An 18,437-nucleotide genomic window follows, 5' to 3' on the forward strand; every position below is an offset into this window, starting at 1 on the left:
TTGTTAAATTTGTATTAAAATTTAGCGAAACGATGCTGAGTAGTTATGTAACAATTAAAATGCATAGTTACCTGACTAGTAGCGGCGGGTAGAATACCTATTTTTTGTACAGAAATCCATAATTAATAATGGCTATAAGGATAGAAAATTTTGAGTTGGATCAAAAAAAAATTAATTCACTTTATTAAAAAATTAACAAATGAGCAACAAAGCGATAACAAGATTGCTATTTCTGAGAAACAAGAGATTTTAGCCACTGAAACGCCTGTGGCGTTGGTTTATAACGATATTTCTCACACAGTGATGATGTGTTCTCCACGAGATTTGGAAGATTTCGCGATGGGGTTTTCTTTATCGGAAGGAATTATTGATAAACCTAGTGATATTTATGGCATTGATATTGAAGAAGCCTGCAATGGCATTGAAGCGAGAATTGAGTTGGCGACCCGCTGTTTTGTGGCATTGAAAGATCATCGACGCACCTTAACTGGACGAACCGGTTGTGGCATTTGTGGTGCGGAACAGATTCAACAGGTTTATAAAAATGTCAAAAAATTAGACCGCACTTTAACCTTCCGTGTGGCACAACTAGACGATTGCTTACAGCAATTACAGGACGCTCAGGAACTAGGTAAGCAAACAGGTTCCACGCATGCGGCGGCATTTTTCTCCATGGAAGGTAAATTACTTGCTATTCGTGAAGATGTCGGCCGCCATGTAGCATTAGATAAATTATTGGGGTGGCATGCTAAAGCAAGTAAACCGCAAGGCTTTATTGTTGTGACCAGTCGCGCCAGTTATGAAATGGTGCAAAAAACAGTATCTGCAGGCATAGAAATGTTAGTCGCAATTTCGGCTTCAACAGATTTGGCGGTAGAAATGGCAGAACAATACAACTTAACGTTAATTGGTTTTGCCAGACCGGGGCGTGCGACGGTTTATAGTGGTAGAGAACGTTTAGAAATTTGTGATTGATTTTGCCTTAGTCTAAAATCATCTTATTTATTCTTTAGGCTTTCTTCTTTATGACAAAAAATAAACGCCCGACATTACAAGATATTGCCGATTACCTTGGCATCACGAAAATGACCATTAGTCGCTATCTACGAAATCCTGATTCAGTGGCGAATGGTACACAAGCACGCATTGCCGAAGCCATTGAACGTTTCGGCTATATTCCTAATCGCGCACCGGATATCTTGTCCAATGCTAAAAGTCGGGCAATTGGTGTGTTGGTGCCGTCGTTGACTAATCAAGTTTTTGCCAATGTGATTCGCGGTATTGAGCAAATCACCGATAAAGCCGGTTATCAAACCATGTTGGCGCATTACGGTTACAGTGAAAAGAAAGAGGAACGTCGTATTGAAAGCCTGCTGTCTTACAACGTGGACGGCATTATTTTGTCGGAAAGTCAGCATTCCGAAAAAACTAAAAAAATGCTCAAAGTGGCGAATATTCCTGTGATTGAAATCATGGATACCACCGAGGTTGGTATCCAACAGGTTGTCGGTTTTGACAATATTGCGGCGGCACAAGCGATGGTGGAAACCATGATTAATCGAGGGCATCGCAACGTAGTTTATTTTGCGGCGCGTCAAGATAAACGCACGCGTTTACGTCAGCAAGGCTATGAAAATGCCATGGCAAGGCATCAATTAACACCACATGTGATCGCCACTAAAGAACATTCTTCTTTTACGCTAGGCGGCGAATTGTTGCATCAGGCACTTGAAACATTTCCGCAAATTGACGGTATTTTTTGCACCAATGACGACATTGCTATTGGCGCTATTTTTGAATGTCAACGTTTAGGCATTCAAGTGCCCAAGCAAATTGCTGTTGCCGGTTTCCACGGACATGATGTAGGTCAATCGATCACGCCGCAACTTGCTACGGTGATCACGCCGCGTTTAGATATCGGACGCATTGCTGCGCAGGAATTACTGGCGCGCATTGACAATATTCCCGCGCAAAGTGCCATCATCAATTTAGGCTACCAGATTCATTTAGGGGAAAGCATATAAAAGTGCGGTGGTTTTTTTAGACGTTTTAAAACACTTGCAGTATTACGGAGAAAATGCACAAAACGCTTGCTGAGCTTGTCGAAGCATTAGTTTTGTGCATAGGAGAGACTGAAATTACTTACACTTCGACAAGCTCAGTGACCGTAATTTCAGCTTTGTGCAACTGCTACATAATTTCGAACACTTGAAAAATAGACCGCACTTTTTTGTTTTAAGAGAGATAAGGCTGCAGCGCCTGAATACAACGTTCAACCACTTCGTCAAAAGGCGCATTAATATCAATAGAAATCACATCCGGTTCATCTGCGCCCGGCACTTCTAGGGTTTCAAACTGGCTTTTCAGCATACTTTCTTTCATGTAGTGCCCTTTGCGTTGGCGCATTCGTTCCAAAATTACATCATAAGAACCGTGTAAAAATAGGAATTTTACATTGCTGTTGCCGTCACGAATTTGATCACGATATTTCTTTTTCAGTGCCGAACAAACAATAATGCCTACCTCGCTTTTATGCTCCAAGCTAAATGCTGCATCCCGAATGCGTTCTAACCAAGGCGCGCGATCTTCATCGTTTAATGGATGACCTTCACCCATTTTGATGATATTGGCGCGCGGATGCAGATCGTCTCCGTCAATCAGTTTTATTCCTAGACGGTGCGCCACTTCCGTCCCCACAGATGTTTTACCGGTGCTGGATACCCCCATTAAAATAAAACTTTTACCTGCCGCCATGTGTTTCTCCTTCTCTGATTTTTAATAGACTTAGCTTAGCGCAAAAATGTTATCGGTAACAATCCTTTTAGGCTATAAAATGTTCGATTTTGCAGATGAATTAAGCATGAATATATTTTTTGTGATTGTGATCACAGTTATAAATGATATCTATTTACCAATTTTGCGATAAAGAGTATGTTACCAGTAACATTTTAACGTGAGGACGAATTATGTTAATTTTCATCATGATCGTAGCGGTACTTTTATTATTGTTGCTCATCATTAAATTTAAAATGCATGCCTTTGTTGCATTGGTTTTAGTTAGTTTATTGACCGCACTTGCAGCAGGCATTTCTGTTGACAAGATTTTGCCGACGCTATTAACCGGCTTCGGCAATACGTTGGCATCGGTTGCCTTGTTGGTTGGCTTGGGCGCCATGATTGGGCGTTTGCTTGAAGTGACCGGTGGAGCAAAAGTGCTTGCCGATACTTTAATCAATAAATTCGGCGAACAAAAAGCACCTTTTGCCCTTGGGGTTGCCGCCTTATTATTCGGTTTTCCGATTTTCTTTGATGCCGGTTTGGTCGTGATGTTGCCAATCGTCTTTAGCGTGGCAAAACGCTTTGGTGGTTCTGTCTTACGCTATGCCTTCCCGGTTGCCGGTGCTTTCGCTGTCATGCACGCCTTTTTACCACCGCATCCAGGTCCAGTTGCTTCCGGCGATTTGCTGGGTGTAAATATGGGATTGATGGTGCTTGTCGGGTTAATTTGTGCTATTCCAACTTGGTACATCGGGACATATTTGTTCAGTATGTACATCAGCAGAAAATTCTTTGTGGAACTGCCGAAAACCTTTTTGAATAGTTCTGCCATTAGCGAAACTTCCGTTCAAAACCCGCCACCGTTTCGACGCGTGCTATTTATTTTGGTTTTACCGATTTTCTTAATTCTGTTTGATACCGGCTTAAATACGCTCAGCGTTGCAAAAGTCATCGACGGTTCAGCCTTGTGGGTGGAAAGCTTGCGTTTAATTGGTAAAACACCTATTGCTTTATTAATTACATTGCTAATCGCGATTGCCTTATTGCGCGGTGAACGTAGCTACGAACAAATCGAAAGCCTCTGTAACAGTGCGCTAGGGCCGATTTGCTCCATTATTTTGGTCACCGGGGCTGGCGGTATGTTCGGTGGCGTATTACGTGCCGGCGGTATCGGCGATGAATTGTCCGCCATGTTATCCAATACCGGTATGCCAATTATTATTGCCGCCTTTATTATTTCCATGGCGTTACGTGTAGCACAAGGCTCGGCAACGGTTGCATTAACTACAGCTTCTGCATTAATCGCACCGACCGTTGCTGCGGCGACCGATCTTAGTCAATTGGACTTATGCTTTATCGTGATCTCCATCGCCTCAGGTGCCACAGTGTTCTCTCATGTCAATGACAGCGGATTCTGGTTGATGAGCCGCTTCTTGGAAATGGACACTAAAACCACGTTAAAAACTTGGACTATGTTAGAGACCTCAATCGGCTTTGTTGGTTTTATCATCGCATTAATCGGTAGCATTATTTTCTAATACTTCTCGTTTTACTAAAGCGCATCTTTTATGGTGCGCTTTTTTATAAAAAACATTTGAAAAAAACACCGCACTTTTTCTTCTTTTCCCTTTCCTTCATTGAGTTTTTAGCAAAAATCGCTATAATTTCGCCTGTACAAAAAAACAGTGTTTGTGAGTGAAAATAATGGATTTCGCAGAATTATTAGATGGCTTAAACGATAAACAACGGGAAGCGGTGAGTGCGCCATTGGGCAATTATTTGGTGTTGGCGGGCGCGGGGAGTGGTAAAACCCGCGTATTGACGCACCGAATTGCGTGGCTGATTGGCGTTGAAGGTGTCTCCGAAGGGAGCATTATGGCGGTGACTTTCACCAACAAAGCTGCGGCAGAAATGCGTCATCGTATTGAATCCGTCTTGTTCGACGGCAATCAGCGTTTGTTTGGTATGTGGGTCGGCACCTTTCACAGCATTGCTCATCGACTTCTGCGTGCTCATCATCTTGATGCGGATTTGCCGCAAGATTTCCAGATTTTAGATTCGGAAGACCAATTGCGTTTACTCAAACGCCTCATGAAATTACATCATTTTGACGAAAAAAGTTTCCCGCCAAAACAAGCTGCTTGGTATATCAATAATAAAAAAGACGAAGGCTTGCGCCCGAATCAAATTGATGATCATCACGATCGTCAAGAACGAGAATGGATTCGAATTTATCAGATTTATCAAGATGCTTGCGATCGTGCAGGACTGGTAGATTTTGCTGAAATTTTATTGCGCTCGTACGAATTGTTTTTACATAAACCACTGATTTTACAACGTTACCAACAACGTTTTCAGCATATTTTGGTGGATGAGTTTCAAGACACTAACAAAATTCAATATGAATGGATTCGTTTATTGGCGGGCAAAACCGGCAAAGTGATGATTGTAGGGGATGACGACCAATCTATTTACGGCTGGCGCGGGGCAAAAATCGAAAATATTCAGTTATTTTTGAAAGAGTTTGCCAATGCACAAACCATTCGATTAGAACAAAATTACCGTTCCACCATGAATATTTTGCAGGCTGCTAATGAGTTAATTTCTAATAACAACAACCGACTAGGGAAAAATTTATGGTCGGAAGGAAATCAAGGCGACCCTGTAGGCATTTATGCGGCTTTTAACGAATTGGATGAAGCGCTGTTTGTTGCCTCACAAATTAAAACTTGGATTGAAGACGGCGGCAAACTCAACGATTGTGCCATTTTATATCGCAGTAACAGTCAATCACGGGTGATTGAAGAAGCGTTGATTCGTTCACAAATTCCGTATCGTATTTATGGTGGCATGCGCTTCTTCGAACGTCAGGAAATCAAGGATGCCTTGGCGTATTTGCGCTTAATTGCTAATCGCCAAGACGATGCCGCCTTTGAACGCGTTATTAATACACCACCACGGGGCATTGGTGATCGCACGTTGGACACTTTGCGTAACCTGACTCGCGAACATCAAATCACGTTATGGCAAGCCACCAATTTGGCATTGCAGGAAAATAAACTGGCAGGCCGTGCCGCGACCGCTTTGCTTCGCTTTATGGAATTAATCAATTCTCTGCAACGGGATACGGAAGAGATGCCGTTGTTTGCACAAACGGATTTTGTCATTAAGCATTCCGGTTTGTATGAAATGTATAAACAGGAAAAGGGCGAAAAAGGCGAGGTACGCATTGAAAACTTGGAAGAATTGGTCTCTGCCGCTCGCGAATTTATCAAGCCTGAAGAGGCGGAAGATATGACAGAGCTTACGGCTTTCTTGACGCACGCGTCGTTAGAAGCGGGCGAAGAGCAAGCGGCACCGCACCAAGCCTGTGTGGAAATGATGACCTTGCACTCAGCAAAAGGCTTGGAGTTTCCTCGAGTGTTTATGATTGGCGTAGAGGAAGGGTTATTCCCAAGTTTCCGTTCCTTTGAAGAAGCGGGGCGTTTGGAAGAAGAACGTCGTTTGGCTTATGTGGGGATTACCCGAGCCAAACAAAAACTTACCATTTCTTACGCGGAAAGTCGTCGTTTATATGGCAAAGAAGAACGTCATTTGCCTTCTCGTTTTATCACGGAATTGCCACAACAATGTTTACAGGAAATCCGTTTACGCGGCACCGTTACACGCGCCTTGAATCAATCTAAAGTAGGCAGTGTTTCGCCGATTGCCAACGAAAGCGAATGGAAAATGGGACAAAAAGTGAAACATGAAAAATTCGGTTTTGGTACGGTGATTAATGTAGAAGGGGCGGACAATAATTTGCGCCTACAAATTGCGTTCCAGAATCAAGGAATTAAATGGCTGATCGCCCATTTGGCGAAGTTGGAGAAAGTTTAAGTTTCGTTTTGTCATTAATGCAAAAAAAGTGCGGTGAAATTTCACCGCACTTTTTTTATCGATACTGAATGGCTTTTGGGTAACCAATCTGTAACGTTAATTTTTGATTGCTTTCCACAACATTTTTCCGTGCTTGAATAAAAAAACGAGAGGTCATGGCTTTTTCACCGTGATTGAGAAAAATTTCTACGATAGAACGATCAAAGAAAATTTCCACCGTTTGTAGTTTCTCAATTTCGCAGAAACGTTTACTACCGAATTTTTCCATCAACGCGGTTTGTTCACTTTGGCTACGCTCTAAACAAACTAATCCGTTTTCATAAGAAAGACGTAAGGATTGTCCTTGTTCATTTTGGAAGAAGGTTAAATCAAAGGCTTGATTATTCGCTTCAAATTTCACATAAGCACGATCTAAATCTACAATTTCGGCTTTGCCATCAAGATGAAATGTAGAAAGTGCGGTCAGATTTTTATACGTTTTGGTGATAGGGCGTTGGTGGATTTTGTTGCCTTCTAAGCGTAATTCTCTCGGCAGCGTTAAAGCCGAATGCCATTTGAATTTGTCTGTCGGATAGGTTAAGTCCGGCAATCCGATCCAACCGAACAGGATGGCATTTTCTGTCTTGCTAAGACCTGCAAAAGTTTGTGGTGCGTAGAAATCAAAGCCTTGATCCAGTTCGGCGATGTGTTCGGCGTGAAAGGTTAAGCCGTCTAGTTTGCCAACAGCATACACGGCGTGGTAGTTATTTTGAAATTGATGAGGCTCACGCGATTTGCCTTGTGGCGACCAAATAAACACATCTTTATCGCCGAGTTTCAATAAATCAGGACATTCCCACATAAACACCTTGTTATTATCAAAGGCAGTCAAGGAAAGTTCGCCGAGTAAACGCGGTGTATCCTCAAGATTGTCCATTTCAAAAATAATCGCCGTACCGGTGAGATTTTCCCGTTGTGCACCGCAGATAAAACGGATTTTTCCGTTTTCGGCAAAATAAGGTTTGGGGTCACGAACGTGTTCCGTATAGCCTTCAGGCGCATTTTCAATTAACGGACGTTTGCTTAACAATTTCCCATTAAGATCGAAAATCGCTAAATTTTGGTAAGGCACGCGTTGATTGTCACTTGGGCGACGGGTGTTGCCGGTGTAGAACATGGCTAATTTATCACCGACTTTTAATGCGCCACCCGAATAACAGCCGTGAGATTCAAAAAGCTCACAAGGAATGAGATCGTCAGCGGATTGATAATGTTGGAAATCTTTGGTGATTAAATGCTTCCAATGTTTCATGCCGTGTAGTGCATCAAAAGGAAACCATTGATAAAAAAGGTGATATTTCTCGCCATCAAAGATGAGACCATTAGGATCGTTCATCAGCCCTGTTGGTGGCGCAATATGAAAGTGCGGTCGAAAATCTTTGTCTTTTTGTACGGTTTGAGCAATTTCTGCAAGCTCACCGGATGCTGCCGCAAGGATGCTTTTGTATTTTCCATTGTTGAAAATAGGCATAAGGTTTCTCCCCCTCTGTTGGGGCAGGTGGCACGCATCATAAGATGCGTGCTATTGGATTGAAGCAATGGGATCAGTTTGCCAAAAATTCCGCTAATTGTGCTTTATTTGGCAGGGCAGACATAGCACCTTTTGCCGTAGTAGCTAACGCGCCACAGGCATTAGCTTGACGGAGAATTTGCTCAAGCACAGCGGTTTCTTGCCAATTTACATGTTGTGAAAGGGCGGAAAGAAGACCACCAACGAACGCATCACCTGCGCCAGTGGTGTCAACCGGTTTTAAGGCTTTGCCGGCAACGATGTCTTTTTTACCGGCTAAATGATAGCGTGCGCCGTCTTTGCCCAAGGTCACGATAATCAATTTTTCCGGATAAAGTGCGGTGATTTTTTCAAATGCGTCGTCTAAGGTTTGCGTGTCAGTGAGGAGCGTCAATTCTTCTTCTGAAAACTTCAACACATCCGCGAATGCCACCGCCTTCATCACCGTTTCTTTCATGTCTTCAAAGCTTGCCCACAGGGATTCGCGCAAATTCGGATCGAAAGAGAAGAATCCGCCCGCGGCTTTAATGCGGCGAATGGCTTCAAAGGTGGTTTCGCGGGAAGGATTGTTAATTAAGGCAATGGAGCAACAATGGAGCCATTCGTTTGCTTGGAAATTCGGTAAATCCGCCACTTGTAAAAATTGGTCGGCACTTGGATTCACCATAAAGGTAAAGCTCCGTTCGCCGTTATCTAACCCGACCACGACAGTGGAGGTACGCTGTTGCGGATCAAGAATCATGTGGCTGGTTTGTACGTTTTCCTGTTGCAGGGTTTGTAGCATAAATTCGCCCAATGGATCTTTGCCCACGCGACCGATAAACGCACTTTCACCGCCTAAACGGGCAATACCTACTGCCACGTTTGCCGGTGCACCGCCAGCACAACGCAAATAATGATTTTCTCCGTCCGGGATTAAATCCACTACGGCGTCACCTAATACCCAGATCTTTTGATGCATATTCTGCTCCTTGTGTTAGCCCTAAAAACGCGGATAAAAATAACCGCACTTTATGATGACATAAGTGCGGTTCGTTTTTGTGATGTTTTTATTTCACCGTGACTTTGGCGAACTTACGTTTACCTACTTGGTAAACCGCAGTCGAAGCGCTGATAACAAGTTTGGCGTCTTCTACTTTTTCACCGTCAATTTTCACGCCACCTTGTTGTACCATGCGGTTGGCTTCTGAAGTTGAAGCGACCAAGCCGGCTTCTTTTAACAAGTTGGCAAGGCCGATTTCACCTTCAAAGGTAAATTCAGGCATGTCATCAGGCATCGCGCCTTTTTGGAAACGGTTGATAAATTCTTGTTCAGCCGCCTCTGCCGCCGCGTCATCATGGAAACGGGCAATAATTTCTTTGGCTAATAAGATTTTTACATCCCGTGGATTTTTACCATTTGCCACATCTGCTTTTAATTGGGCGATTTCAGCTAATGGACGGAAAGAAAGCAGGTTATACCAATCCCACATTAAGTCATCGGAAATGGACATGATTTTGCCGAACATTTCGCTTGGTGCTTCGGTGACACCGATATAGTTGCCGAGGGATTTAGACATTTTTTTCTCGCCATCCAAGCCCACTAATAACGGCAGGGTAATCGCCACTTGTGGTTTTTGACCGGCAGATTTTTGTAATTCGCGACCCACTAATAAATTGAATTTTTGGTCGGTTCCGCCTAACTCAACATCGGCTTCCAACGCAACAGAATCATGACCTTGCAAGAGCGGGTAAATAAATTCATGAATCGCAATCGGTTGATTGTTAGAGAAGCGTTTTTTGAAATCATCACGTTCTAACATTCGGGCAACAGTGTAGTTGCTTGCTAAACGAATCATGCCTTCGGTGCCTAATTTACCCAACCATTCAGAGTTGAATACGATGCGGGTTTTTTGCGGATCGAGAATTTTGTAAATTTGTTGTTTGTAGGTTTCCGCATTACGTAACACATCTTCGCGGCTAAGCGGTGGACGAGTCGTGTTTTTACCGGATGGATCGCCCACCATGCCGGTGAAGTCACCGATTAAGAAATAAACTTCGTGGCCTAATTGTTGGAATTGACGTAATTTGTTTAATACCACAGTGTGACCTAAATGAATATCCGGTGCGGTTGGGTCTGCGCCGAGTTTCACGCGCAATGGGCGATTTTCTTTAAGTTTTTCAATTAAATCCTGTTCAGAAAGAATTTCATCTACGCCGCGTTTTAGTTCCGCGAGAACGGTATTCATATCAGTCATGTCTTTTCCTAATGTTATTCAATTTACCGAAAGGCTACATTATAGAGGTTATTCGACAAATTTGAATTATTTTTAAGGAAAAGGCCGGATTTCAGGCGAAAAAAAACGCCTCTTGTGGGGGATGAGGCGTTGAAGTTGGAGTGATTATCTATAATTTGTTTTGGTGATTGAATGATAATTATTCTCAAAAACAATGTCAAGCACTTTAATGAAAATAATTCTCAAATAATTTGCTTAAATTGAGTTTATCTTAAGTGGTACGACCTTTGTGAGATGAAGTGCGGTCGGAATTCCTTGCGTTTTTTCAAATTCAGCGGCATATGCATAGGCTTCCACGCCTTCTTTTAGCGCTTGCTGGAAAAGCGCGTCATATTTGGCGTCAATGTGTTTTGCGATTTGAAAATGATCGAAGCCATCGTGTAAGCCACAGAAGAAAATCACCGCACGATGGCCTTGTTTTTTCATGGCGATCAATTCGCGCAAGTGTTTTTGTCCGCGTGTCGTGACGGCATCAGAAAACATACCGATTTTTTTGTCGTTATCCACATACGTGATGGATTTTACTTCCACATAACAATCAGGCAGATCTTTGCCTTTCAGCAGAAAATCAATGCGGCTGTTTTCTTCGCCGTATTTCACTTCCGGATGAATTTCATCATACATAGCCAGTTCAAGAATGTGTTTTTTCTGTAAGGCATCAAAGGTGAGCTGATTAGAGCGGTGGGTGTTAATGCAAACCATATTGCCATTGGCTAATTGGGTTAGCTCCCAAGAGCTTGGGTATTTCCGTGTGGCGCTGTCGGAGGTGGAATACCAAACGGTGTCGCCTTCTGCACCACAGCCAATCATCGCGCCGGTATTGGCGCAGTGCAGCGTAGTGATGTCGCCGTTAGGCAGTTGCACATCGGTTAAGAAACGTTTGTAACGACGGATTAAGGTGGCGGATTGTAGAGGAGGTAATTGCATTGTGTTTGACCTTGAGTATCAAAGTGCGGTTAAGTTTTTCCGTGTTTTTTACTGACCGAGTGTGAAGCGGCAGCAAAAATATTTGCGCGCTAAGATAGCAAAGCGGGGGAGGAATTTCTAATTTTTTTATGTGCTACCACAAATTGTAATAGGGATCACATATTGAATAAAAAGCCGAAAATTTTTTTTCGTTTTTAGGGGAACAATGATAGAGTGAGGGCTAGTTTGACAGCCTAGAGGCGTCATTTCGGGCGGGTAAATTTGTTACCTACATCTTAATCTATCAAAGGGAATCATTATGTTAATTGGTGTACCTAGAGAACTGCTTGATAATGAAAGTCGTGTGGCGGCAACGCCAAAAACAGTTCAGCAAATTTTGAAGCTTGGCTTCGACGTGATTGTTGAACATGATGCGGGTTTCAAAGCGAGTTTTGAAGATCAGGCATTTGTAGCTGCCGGTGCGAAAGTCGGTGATGCCGCACAGGTTTGGCAAGCGGACATTATTTTTAAAGTCAACGCGCCGACTGATGATGAAATCGCTTTAATTAAAGAAGGGGCAACCTTAGTCAGCTTTATCTGGCCTGCGCAAAATCCGCAGCTCATGGAAAAACTGTCAGCGAAAAAAATCAATGTGTTGGCGATGGATGCCGTACCACGTATTTCACGTGCGCAAGCATTGGATGCATTAAGTTCAATGGCAAATATTGCGGGTTATCGTGCCGTGGTAGAAGCCGCACATGAATTCGGCAGTTTCTTCACCGGACAAATTACCGCCGCAGGTAAAGTACCACCGGCAAAAGTGTTGGTGATTGGTGCGGGTGTTGCCGGTCTTGCCGCGATTGGTGCAGCAAACAGCCTTGGTGCTATCGTTCGTGCCTTTGACTCCCGTCCGGAAGTAAAAGAACAAGTAGAAAGTATGGGCGCCAGCTTCCTTGAAATCGATTTCAAAGAAGAAGGCGGCAGTGGCGATGGTTATGCGAAAGTGATGTCCGAGGAATTCAATCGTCGCGCGCTTGCCCTTTACGCTGAACAAGCGAAAGAAGTGGACATTATTATTACCACTGCGTTAATTCCGGGCAGACCGGCACCGCGCTTAATCACCAAAGAAATGGTGGAGTCCATGAAACCGGGTAGCGTGATCGTCGATTTAGCGGCGGCAACCGGCGGTAACTGTGAATTAAGTAAAGCCGGCGAAGTGGTGGTCACCGACAATCAAGTGAAAATCATTGGTTACACTGATTTGCCAAGCCGTTTACCAACGCAATCTTCCCAACTTTACGGTACCAACCTGGTTAACTTATTGAAATTGCTTTGCAAAAACAAAGACGGTCAAATTGACATCAATTTCGACGACGTGGTATTGCGTGGCGTGACAGTGATTCGTGATGGCGAAGTCACATGGCCGGCACCGCCGATTCAAGTGTCCGCTCAACCGCAACAACAAGCGAAAGCCGCAAGTGCGGTCAAAAAAGAAGAGGAAAAACCAACGGATCCTCGTAAAAAATACGGCATTATGGCGGCAGTGGGTGTGCTTTTCTTATGGCTCACATCTATTGCACCGGCGGCTTTCCTTTCTCACTTAACCGTGTTCGTCTTGGCTTGTGTCGTGGGTTACTATGTGGTTTGGAATGTGAGCCATGCGCTACACACCCCATTGATGGCGGTAACGAATGCGATTTCAGGGATTATTATCGTGGGGGCGTTATTGCAAATCTCACAAGGTAATTTCTTCATTAGTGTGTTGGCGTTTATTGCGATTTTAGTGGCAAGCATCAACATTTTCGGTGGCTTCCGCGTCACTCAACGTATGCTTTCCATGTTTAGAAAAGGCTAAGGAGAAAATCATGTCAGAAGGTTTTGTACAAGCTGCGTATATTGTTGCAGCGTTGCTCTTCATTATGAGCTTAGCCGGTCTTTCTAAACACGAAACGGCAAAAGCAGGGTGCTGGTATGGCATTATCGGGATGGGGATTGCTCTCATCGCCACCATCTTCGGTCCAAAATCCGAAGGCACATTGTGGATCATCATTGCGATGGTGATTGGTGGCGCAATCGGTATTCAACGTGCATTAAAAGTCGAAATGACAGAAATGCCGGAATTGGTGGCGATCTTGCACAGCTTCGTCGGTTTGGCTGCTGTATTGGTGGGCTATAACAGCTACGGTTTGCATGATATCCCAACCATGCCGAGCGGTTTAAATGACATAGAGCAAGCGAAATTCTTAGCGGAACAAGCTGCACTTGCTAGCGTGCATAACGTGGAAGTGTTCTTGGGGATCTTCATCGGTGCGGTGACCTTCACCGGCTCCGTGGTGGCATTTGGTAAATTAAGCGGAAAAATTAATTCCAAAGCCTTAATGTTGCCACACCGCCATAAATTAAACTTGGGGGCGCTCATCGTTTCTGCCTTATTAATGGTGGCGTTCTTAAGTGAACCGGAAAATATCTTCCCGGTATTAATCATGACCGTGATTGCACTCGCTTTCGGTTGGCATTTAGTGGCCTCTATCGGTGGTGCAGATATGCCGGTGGTGGTGTCCATGTTGAACTCCTATTCCGGCTGGGCGGCTGCGGCGGCAGGTTTTATGCTTAGCAATGACTTGTTAATCGTGACTGGTGCGCTTGTAGGTTCTTCTGGTGCGATCTTGTCTTACATTATGTGTAAAGCCATGAACCGCTCTTTCATCAGCGTTATTGCCGGTGGTTTTGGTAATGACGTTCAAGTGTCTTCCGATACGGAACAAGGCGAACATCGCGAAACAACCGCAGAAGAAGTAGCGGAATTGTTGAAAAATTCCAGCTCTGTGATCATCACCCCGGGATACGGCATGGCGGTTGCGCAAGCACAATATCCGGTGGCAGAAATCACCCAAAAATTACGCGAACGCGGCGTAAACGTGCGTTTCGGTATCCACCCGGTTGCCGGACGTTTGCCGGGCCACATGAACGTGTTATTGGCGGAAGCCAAAGTGCCTTACGACATCGTGTTGGAAATGGATGAAATCAATGACGATTTCGCTGACACCGACACCGTTTTGGTTATCGGCGCGAACGACACCGTAAACCCTGCGGCAATGGATGACCCGCACAGCCCAATCGCCGGTATGCCGGTATTGGAAGTGTGGAAAGCGGCTAACGTAGTGGTATTCAAACGTTCTATGAATACCGGTTACGCCGGCGTACAAAATCCACTGTTCTTCAAAGAAAACACCCAAATGCTGTTTGGTGATGCGAAAGAACGTGTGGATGACATCTTAAAAGCGCTGTAATTTGCTTTGGATGACAAGCTAAAAAATAAAAGTGCGGTGAGTTTTCACCGCACTTTTTGTTTCTGAGAAATGCATTTCAATTAATGAATCATTCGTCCAATAAAGCTATAATTACGCCATTCGTTTAATAAAAAGGAAGTAAGCATGACAGAGCAGGCTTTGCACGCGGAGCAGAATGAATGCGTCATAACAAACGACATTCGGCTGACGCAATATAGCCACGGCGCCGGTTGAGGCTGCAAAATATCGCCTAAGGTTTTAGAGGAAATTTTGCATACCGAAATGACACCGTTTATTGACCCGAATCTCTTGGTTGGCAATGATACCAAGGATGATGCGGCGGTGTATGATTTAGGCAATGGTACGTCGATTATCAGTACCACAGACTTTTTCATGCCGATTGTGGACGATCCTTTTGATTTCGGACGCATTGCGGCAACCAACGCTGTGAGCGATATTTTCGCCATGGGCGGCAAGCCGATTATGGCGATTGCGGTGTTTGGCTTCCCGATTAACAAATTGCCTGCAAACGTGGCGCAACGCATTATTGACGGCGGTCGTTTCGCTTGTCAGGATGCGGGCATTGCCCTTGCCGGCGGACATTCTATTGACTCGCCTGAACCGATTTTCGGCTTGGCGGTGACCGGCATTATCGATACGGAGAAAGTGAAACGAAATGCCTCTGCTGAAGCCGGTTGCAACTTGTATTTAACCAAGCCATTGGGCATCGGCGTATTAACCACGGCAGAAAAACAAGGCAAATTAAAAGCAGAACATAAAGGTTTGGCGACCAAATGGATGTGCCAAATGAATTTACTGGGAAGCCAGCTTTCAAATATTGACGGAGTCACTGCGATGACGGATGTCACCGGTTTTGGCTTGTTAGGGCATTTAGCCGAAATCTGTGAAGGCTCCAATCTCAATGCCGAAGTGGATTTCGCTAGCATTAAAACCCTAGACGGTGTGTTCGATTACATCGCACAAGGTTGTATTCCGGGCGGTACAAACCGTAATTTCGACAGCTACGGACACAAAATTGCACCAATTACAGATTTACAAAAAGCCGTGCTATGCGACCCACAAACTTCCGGCGGTTTGCTCATCGCCGTCAAACCGGATTCGGAAAAAGAGTTTTTTGCTGTCGCCGAAACTGCCGGTGTTGAGCTATATCCTATCGGTAAACTCATGGAACGACAAGCCACACCGGAATTTATTGTGGTGAAATAGCGTTGATTTTTTGATCAAAGTGCGGTCATTTTTCCAAGTGTTTTTTGAAATGAAAAACGTTTGAGGAAATGACCGCATTTTTTTAGTCATGAAAATTTACGCTGGCGCGCATTTCCTAATACGTGCCTTAGAAATTAAAGTGCGGTGAGTTTTTGAAGTGTTTTTTCGTGAAATTAGGCACACGTTGGGAAGCGTGCGCCAACAGAGATGTGTAAATAAAGAAAGATAGCGCCAGCGTCCACGCTGGTGCTGTTTAATAAAATCATTGCGAGTTTTACCCGTAAGCCACTGGCAGAACCAATATTTAAAATTCTTTGGATTTTTTGACCGCACTTTTAGTTGATAGGCACAAGCGAGGACGCTTGCGCCATCGTGGGGTTGCCACTCGTGTTGGAGAACACAGCCCCAGCGGGGCTGAATTATGCGTAACCATGTACGGCTTTGCCGTGCATGGGAAAAAATAAGCGGTGAAATCTTGCAAATTTTTTGCAAAATCTTACCGCTTGTTCTTTTGAAAAAAGCATTAAAACTCATCTAAATCATCTTCATGATTCATTGATTTTTTATGTCGGTATCCATTCTTATATTTAATTGCAAGTTCCATATAATCTTTATTTCTAAGTTCTTCATCTTCAGCTATTTTTTCAATTAAACTATTTACTTTATCCTCATCTCCACAAATTTTAATTAAGGCATCCCAAAGTAGAATTTTCTCTCTATGTATTGTAGGATCACCCCCTCTTTGAGATTTACGTTCTGATATTGAAGATTTAAGTAATGATAAAAATACTTCAGGGGAACTTAATATATCATCAGAAAAATGGTTTCCAATTGAAACAAAGAAATAGATTATATGTGACAAATTATAGGTTCCTGCAAGTTCTTTAATTGTTGCAGAGCGAATATTATTTAAAAATATTTCCTCTAAGTCTTTTGCATCCGATTCAGATACTAATTGATGACCTCGGCCCTCTCGATATCCAATAATTCCTACAATTTGATATTGCCCATATAGATCGCTAGAATTTAATAGTTGAGTAATAACTTCTTTTTTATCCTTCTCAGGAAGTCTTCTAAGTAATCTATAAACTAAGCGACTCCAAACCATATCCGCCCCAAAGTCAAAGAATCCTAGTTCTTTTTCAGGCACTCTTGGTAAATTTCTATATAATGTTGGTATAGTTGCTAGAGCTATTTCTTTAGTAAAGTCTTTTTCATAGTCAATTAAATTGTTAACTACATTTTCTAGAGAATCGTCAGGAACAGCTGATAAAGCGATCTTGAAATCTTCTTCTGACTGCATTGCAAGCCAAACTTTTTGTGATAATTTAACATTTATGAACTCAGGACTCATAACTTGTTCAAAATATAAATCAAAGAATGCCGAATAAGCAATCCTTCTATTTTTTAGGAATTCATTATTTGAATTTATATTATCAATATCAAATAAAACTTCTAGAAAAGACGCATACATTTCATTATCTTGAATAAAATCACTTAACTTAACTTTTCTTTTGTCATTATCTGATCGTGCCAAGAGATAATCTTTAAGTTCAAAAATTTCTTTAAATTTATCTGGAAAGAAAATTCTTATCGCTTCAATAGTGAGTAAATCAACCACATCAATTTCTTTACCTAATTGTTTAAAGATATTCGATAGAGAAGATGTGTAACGCTTAATATCTCGAATATTTTTTATTGTTGGCTTAATGATATTCCAATATGCATTAGACCAACGAGCCTTATCTAGGTAAACATCCCTTAAAATCTTATCTAAAGATGAAAATAAATTTTCTTGTAATAGTTTTTTAGGTACCTGTGGTATATCGAATGGAATCTGAATTATCTTCTCTAAATAATCCCGTCCATCAATGTTATTATCATTTAATGTTTTAATTACTCTATTTTTATCAAATGATAAAACATAAACAATATTAGGAAAGTTTCCTGTAACTCTGACCAATTTTAGAATTGATTGTAATTCATCAGATGATAAACGGTCTATATCATCTAAAATTACAGTAATAGGTTTACTTATTTCCTTTAGAACTTTAATTAATTTATCACGTTGATTTTTCAAACTGTTTTTTTCTTTCTTTTTCTTTGAAAAAAAACTTAAACCGCCACCCAAGACACTAAAATAATTTCCTACAAATGGAATAGGTTTTAAATTAGATAACAACTCTCCAAAACTACTCAAACTATCAATTAGCTCATTATCATCCTCATAATCTCTTAACTGAGCAGAGATTTCAGTAAAAAATAAAGCAACTAAGTTATGAGCATCACTAAACATCCAAGGATTAAAATCAAGTACAAAAGAATTTTTTTCTAATTCTGGTCGCATTAAATTTATATAGGATGTTTTACCATTTCCCCATTCTCCACATAATCCCACAACCAAACCTTCTTTATAGTCAAATGAAAAAATGTGTTTAGCAAATGCTTCTGCACTACTAGCTCTACCTAATAAATCATTGCTAGAATCTTTTATTGGATTATCGCTTATTAATTCCATATATTTTCCTTTAG

Annotated in this window: 13 protein-coding genes; 7 read left to right on the forward strand and 6 right to left on the reverse strand. The window is 42.5% G+C overall.

The window, feature by feature from the left end; genetic code table 11:
- The first annotated feature begins 150 nt into the window (after positions 1 to 150).
- Entirely contained in the window at positions 151 to 975 is an 825-nt protein-coding gene (gene fdhD, locus AC30SH_RS03865; RefSeq protein ID WP_314885613.1) for a formate dehydrogenase accessory sulfurtransferase FdhD, read from the forward strand.
- Between the two features lie 50 nt (positions 976 to 1,025).
- A complete protein-coding gene (gene gntR, locus AC30SH_RS03870; RefSeq protein ID WP_230622508.1) occupies positions 1,026 to 2,024 on the forward strand; it encodes a gluconate operon transcriptional repressor GntR in 999 nt (332 codons plus the stop codon).
- Positions 2,025 to 2,235: 211 nt separating this feature from the next.
- Here gntR and AC30SH_RS03875 read toward each other — a convergent pair whose 3' ends face one another.
- A complete protein-coding gene (locus AC30SH_RS03875; protein WP_109128676.1) occupies positions 2,236 to 2,754 on the reverse strand; it encodes a gluconokinase in 519 nt (172 codons plus the stop codon).
- A 212-nt stretch (positions 2,755 to 2,966) separates the two neighbouring features.
- Here AC30SH_RS03875 and AC30SH_RS03880 point away from each other — a divergent pair, with 212 nt between their 5' ends.
- Both AC30SH_RS03880 and uvrD read left to right on the forward strand, forming a co-directional pair.
- Positions 2,967 to 4,316, forward strand: coding sequence for a GntP family permease (locus AC30SH_RS03880; RefSeq protein WP_489582142.1), 1,350 nt, complete (start codon positions 2,967 to 2,969; stop codon positions 4,314 to 4,316).
- 166 nt (positions 4,317 to 4,482) lie between these two features.
- On the forward strand, positions 4,483 to 6,657 hold the full coding sequence (uvrD, locus tag AC30SH_RS03885) for a DNA helicase II (RefSeq protein WP_006718455.1): 2,175 nt from the start codon (positions 4,483 to 4,485) through the stop codon (positions 6,655 to 6,657).
- A gap of 55 nt (positions 6,658 to 6,712) precedes the next feature.
- On the opposite strand, the gene AC30SH_RS03890 is transcribed toward uvrD, so the two are convergent.
- The 4 genes from AC30SH_RS03890 to sfsA form a co-directional block, all read right to left on the reverse strand.
- The gene (locus AC30SH_RS03890; RefSeq protein ID WP_006718453.1) at positions 6,713 to 8,167 is read right to left on the reverse strand and encodes a glycoside hydrolase family 32 protein; all 1,455 of its coding nucleotides are present in this window, start codon (positions 8,165 to 8,167) and stop codon (positions 6,713 to 6,715) included.
- Positions 8,168 to 8,240: 73 nt separating this feature from the next.
- On the reverse strand, positions 8,241 to 9,167 hold the full coding sequence (gene cscK / locus AC30SH_RS03895) for a fructokinase (RefSeq protein WP_006718451.1): 927 nt from the start codon (positions 9,165 to 9,167) through the stop codon (positions 8,241 to 8,243).
- Between the two features lie 88 nt (positions 9,168 to 9,255).
- Entirely contained in the window at positions 9,256 to 10,443 is a 1,188-nt protein-coding gene (gene tyrS / locus AC30SH_RS03900) for a tyrosine--tRNA ligase (protein WP_489582143.1), read from the reverse strand.
- 234 nt (positions 10,444 to 10,677) lie between these two features.
- Positions 10,678 to 11,409 carry a DNA/RNA nuclease SfsA gene (sfsA, locus tag AC30SH_RS03905; protein ID WP_489582144.1) on the reverse strand — a complete coding sequence of 244 codons (732 nt, stop codon included), beginning with the start codon at positions 11,407 to 11,409 and terminating at the stop codon, positions 10,678 to 10,680.
- A gap of 298 nt (positions 11,410 to 11,707) precedes the next feature.
- Between sfsA and pntA the strand changes: the two genes are divergently transcribed.
- The 3 genes from pntA (at position 11,708) to selD (ending at position 15,905) form a co-directional block, all read left to right on the forward strand.
- Positions 11,708 to 13,243, forward strand: a complete 1,536-nt coding sequence (gene pntA, locus AC30SH_RS03910) for a Re/Si-specific NAD(P)(+) transhydrogenase subunit alpha (RefSeq protein ID WP_111294130.1) — start codon at positions 11,708 to 11,710, stop codon at positions 13,241 to 13,243.
- A 10-nt stretch (positions 13,244 to 13,253) separates the two neighbouring features.
- Positions 13,254 to 14,678, forward strand: coding sequence for a Re/Si-specific NAD(P)(+) transhydrogenase subunit beta (gene pntB, locus AC30SH_RS03915; RefSeq protein WP_489582145.1), 1,425 nt, complete (start codon positions 13,254 to 13,256; stop codon positions 14,676 to 14,678).
- Between the two features lie 186 nt (positions 14,679 to 14,864).
- On the forward strand, positions 14,865 to 15,905 hold the full coding sequence (selD, locus tag AC30SH_RS03920; RefSeq protein WP_489582396.1) for a selenide, water dikinase SelD: 1,041 nt from the start codon (positions 14,865 to 14,867) through the stop codon (positions 15,903 to 15,905).
- Positions 15,906 to 16,428: 523 nt separating this feature from the next.
- Here the strand turns inward: selD and AC30SH_RS03925 are convergent.
- Positions 16,429 to 18,423 carry a KAP family P-loop NTPase fold protein gene (locus tag AC30SH_RS03925; RefSeq protein WP_314311988.1) on the reverse strand — a complete coding sequence of 665 codons (1,995 nt, stop codon included), beginning with the start codon at positions 18,421 to 18,423 and terminating at the stop codon, positions 16,429 to 16,431.
- Between the last annotated feature and the right edge of the window lie 14 nt (positions 18,424 to 18,437).

This window comes from Aggregatibacter sp. HK296, from assembly GCF_980469475.1.

What these genes read in the sequence shown, in the direction of transcription:
- AC30SH_RS03890 (WP_006718453.1), bottom strand. Translation starts at nt 8,167, where the DNA reads ATGCCTATTTTCAACAATGGAAAATACAAAAGCATCCTTGCGGCAGCA.
- AC30SH_RS03880 (WP_489582142.1), top strand. Translation starts at nt 2,967, where the DNA reads ATGTTAATTTTCATCATGATCGTAGCGGTACTTTTATTATTGTTGCTC.
- AC30SH_RS03875 (WP_109128676.1), bottom strand. Translation starts at nt 2,754, where the DNA reads ATGGCGGCAGGTAAAAGTTTTATTTTAATGGGGGTATCCAGCACCGGT.
- pntB (WP_489582145.1), top strand. Translation starts at nt 13,254, where the DNA reads ATGTCAGAAGGTTTTGTACAAGCTGCGTATATTGTTGCAGCGTTGCTC.
- tyrS (WP_489582143.1), bottom strand. Translation starts at nt 10,443, where the DNA reads ATGACTGATATGAATACCGTTCTCGCGGAACTAAAACGCGGCGTAGAT.
- gntR (WP_230622508.1), top strand. Translation starts at nt 1,026, where the DNA reads ATGACAAAAAATAAACGCCCGACATTACAAGATATTGCCGATTACCTT.
- sfsA (WP_489582144.1), bottom strand. Translation starts at nt 11,409, where the DNA reads ATGCAATTACCTCCTCTACAATCCGCCACCTTAATCCGTCGTTACAAA.
- cscK (WP_006718451.1), bottom strand. Translation starts at nt 9,167, where the DNA reads ATGCATCAAAAGATCTGGGTATTAGGTGACGCCGTAGTGGATTTAATC.
- pntA (WP_111294130.1), top strand. Translation starts at nt 11,708, where the DNA reads ATGTTAATTGGTGTACCTAGAGAACTGCTTGATAATGAAAGTCGTGTG.
- AC30SH_RS03925 (WP_314311988.1), bottom strand. Translation starts at nt 18,423, where the DNA reads ATGGAATTAATAAGCGATAATCCAATAAAAGATTCTAGCAATGATTTA.
- uvrD (WP_006718455.1), top strand. Translation starts at nt 4,483, where the DNA reads ATGGATTTCGCAGAATTATTAGATGGCTTAAACGATAAACAACGGGAA.